We start from the raw sequence: 1,272 nt of genomic DNA on the forward strand, positions 1-1,272 counted from the left end.
TCTTGCTGATCGACGGGTAAAACAAACCGTTCTTATAGTTGAGCGCTTGTCTGGGAAAAGTGACGGCAGCTAGCCCGCCTTTCTTGCGGTACCTAAGCAGTTTTGGTCTATCGACTTGGCCTTTGTAGTAAAGGCTGACTAATTGGTTATAGCTAGTGATTGACTCGGCTACAGTTTTAAGAGTTTGTTGTGCTGACTGAGCCGCCATTGCCTTGTAATGAGGGTTGTCTTTCAAGCTGTTGCATAGCTCAGCATACTTGAGGGCGCACTTGTAAGTCTTCCAACCATAGCGCAGTTCATCCCCCCGCCAGTAAGTTGTAAATGCCTCTGGTTGCTGTTTCAACCAACTATAATGCTTCTGTTTGGAGTAATAGACTGCACAATTTATCAAGCTATTCGCTTGCTCACACTGAAATAGCCAGAAAGCATTTTCTTCGTCTGAAAACGTTGCTTTTACTGGAATTGTTTTGTACATCTTACTATCACCTCCCTCTCTTTATTATAACCTATTGGAATAGATACGGCGGGGTAAACCCCGTCCCGGGAGTTTCATCCCGGAGACGAAACCGTAAACCCTTTTGAAAAGGGAGGCTCTCACGTTCCCAGTATTTTTGGTAGTTCAGATCCCATGCTTTTAAACGATGGCGACCAATGGCATAAATCCTTTAGCTGCCATTTATTATAGAACTAGATGACAGAACTAGATGACGCACACAATAGTTTTTTGCCCATTAATTAAAATAACACCCCCATAGGACTACAGATCCAGATGGGGTTAGCCAAGACCAACTAACAACGGCGTAGCCTAATTGAGCTTAAGATTGACAATCTCAATCAGTTTTGATCAATTTTCAACCTACCCTACAAGGGACGCCAAGCCTTAACAACCTACCCTATGGGAACGCTAAGGGCGAACAACCCACAACCTTCAACCTTCAACCTTCAACCTTCAACCTTCAACCTTTAACCTTTAAACTTCAACCTTTAACCCCCAACCTCCAACCTCCAACCTCAAACTTTAAACCTTCAACCCCGCAACTCCCGAGAACGCTGATAAGACCCCAAAACCGCTTCAATCAAAGCCGAGCGAAAACCAGCCTTCTCCAACTTAGCGATCGCAGCAATTGTCGTTCCCCCAGGACTAGTAACCTGATCCTTCAATTGAGCTGGATGTATTTGAGTTTCCTTTAACAGCTGGGCTGTCCCCAATACTGTAGACTGGGCCAACTGCAATGCGATCGCTCTGGGTAATCCAGCTGCCACGCCCCCATA

1 protein-coding gene and 1 pseudogene are annotated in these 1,272 nt (G+C 45.4%); both read right to left on the bottom strand.

The window, feature by feature from the left end:
* Positions 1-475, bottom strand: a pseudogene (locus F6K20_RS38965) (RNA-guided endonuclease TnpB family protein); the annotation flags it as partial.
* Between the two features lie 551 nt (positions 476-1,026).
* Positions 1,027-1,272 (bottom strand): pyrroline-5-carboxylate reductase dimerization domain-containing protein (locus F6K20_RS38970; RefSeq protein WP_287298520.1); only part of this gene is annotated, 246 nt, incomplete at its 5' end.

The organism is Moorena sp. SIO2C4 (assembly GCF_010672485.1).
Lineage (GTDB): Bacteria > Cyanobacteriota > Cyanobacteriia > Cyanobacteriales > Coleofasciculaceae > Moorena > Moorena producens.